Origin of the sequence: Henriciella sp. (genome assembly GCF_049649345.1) — a bacterium.
In the GTDB taxonomy this organism is placed as follows: Bacteria; Pseudomonadota; Alphaproteobacteria; order Caulobacterales; family Hyphomonadaceae; genus Henriciella.
Map to the genome: position 1 here is coordinate 1 of NZ_JBARZC010000677.1, position 1,668 is coordinate 1,668.

A 1,668-nucleotide genomic window follows, 5' to 3' on the forward strand; every position below is an offset into this window, starting at 1 on the left:
TCAAATCGATGTAGGCATCGATCTGGTCGTCATCGAAAACATTGCCCTTCTTGAGGAAGTCGCGGTCACCATCGAGGCTTTCCAGCGCTTCACGCAGCGATCCGCAGACCTGCGGGATCGAAGCGGCCTCTTCTGCCGGTAGGTCGTAAAGATCCTTGTCCATGGCGTCGCCTGGATGGATCTTGTTCTCGATACCGTCGAGCCCGGCCATCAGAAGCGCTGCAAAGCAAAGGTAAGGGTTTGCGGTCGGGTCCGGGAAACGGGTCTCGATCCGCTTCGCCTTCGGGCTGGATCCGAACGGGATACGGATGGAGGCTGAGCGGTTGCGGGCCGAATAGGCCAGCATGACAGGCGCTTCGAAGCCCGGCACAAGACGCTTGTAGGAGTTGGTCGACGCATTGGTGATCGCGTTCAGCGCCTTGGCGTGCTTGATGACACCACCAATGTAGAACAGGCACATTTCCGAAAGCCCGCCATACATGTCGCCGGCGAACATCGGCGAGCTGCCGTTCCAGATCGACTGGTGGACGTGCATGCCTGAACCGTTGTCGTTGAAATACGGTTTCGGCATGAAGGTTGCCGTCTTGCCATACTGGGCCGCCACATTGTGGATAACGTACTTATAGTACTGCAGATTATCCGCCATCTTGGTGAGCGTACCGAATTTCAGTCCGAGTTCGTGCTGGGCGGGGGCCACTTCGTGGTGGTGCTTTTCCGGCTCGAGGCCGATCTCGCCCATGATGGCCAGCATTTCAGACCGCATGTCCTGCTCGGAATCAACCGGCGGGACCGGGAAATAGCCGCCCTTGGGCCCGGGCCGATGGCCCATATTGCCCGTCTCGTATTCCTTGTCCGTATTTGCCGGAAGTTCCGTGGAATCGAAGGAGTAACCGGTCTTGTGCGGCTGCGTTGACCAGCGCACATCGTCAAAGACGAAGAATTCGGCCTCAGGGCCAAAATAGGCGGTCGTACCAACGCCGGTCTGCTTCAGATAGGCCTCGGCCTTCTTCGCGGTCGTGCGAGGGTCGCGCCCATAGGCCTGGCCGGTGACCGGATCGAGAATGTCACATATGACGGCAAGCGTTGTCTGCTGAAAGAATGGGTCGATGAGCGCTGCATTCGTATCCGGCATGAGCAGCATGTCGGACTCGTTGATCGCTTTCCAGCCGGCAACAGACGATCCATCGAACATCTGGCCTTCTTCGAAAAAGTCGTCGTCGATCATGCCCTTGTCGAAGGTCACGTGCTGAAGTTTGCCGCGCGGATCGGTAAAACGAAGGTCAACGAACTCGACGTCCTTTTCCTTCATCAGCTTCATTAGATTATCGGCCATATAGCCCTCCTATTTGATTCATTCTTCGCCAGCTTCACCCTGTGAGACCGGCCCCTGACCAGTCTTTAAAGTGCGCCTTCGCCCGTTTCTCCGGTTCTGATCCGGACGGCCTCAGACACTTCTGACACAAAGATTTTTCCGTCGCCAATCTTTCCGGTATGCGCCGCTTTTGAAATCGCTTCGATGGCGCTGGTCACGCTGCCGTCGGCGATCACGAGCTCGACCTTGAGCTTCGGCAGGAAGTCCACGACATATTCGGCGCCGCGATAAAGCTCTGTGTGCCCTCTTTGACGGCCAAACCCCTTCGCTTCCGTGACGGTCATGCCCTGCATGCC

At 57.3% G+C, this 1,668-nt stretch carries 2 protein-coding genes; both read right to left on the reverse strand.

Features of this window, described 5'->3' with window-relative positions; all coding sequences use genetic code 11:
* The coding region (gene glnA, locus WA989_RS18655) for a type I glutamate--ammonia ligase (protein WP_424341974.1) at positions 1–1,333 on the reverse strand (1,333 nt) is incomplete at its 3' end.
* A 65-nt stretch (positions 1,334–1,398) separates the two neighbouring features.
* On the reverse strand, positions 1,399–1,668 hold a 270-nt coding region (locus WA989_RS18660; protein ID WP_424341975.1), incomplete at its 5' end, for a P-II family nitrogen regulator.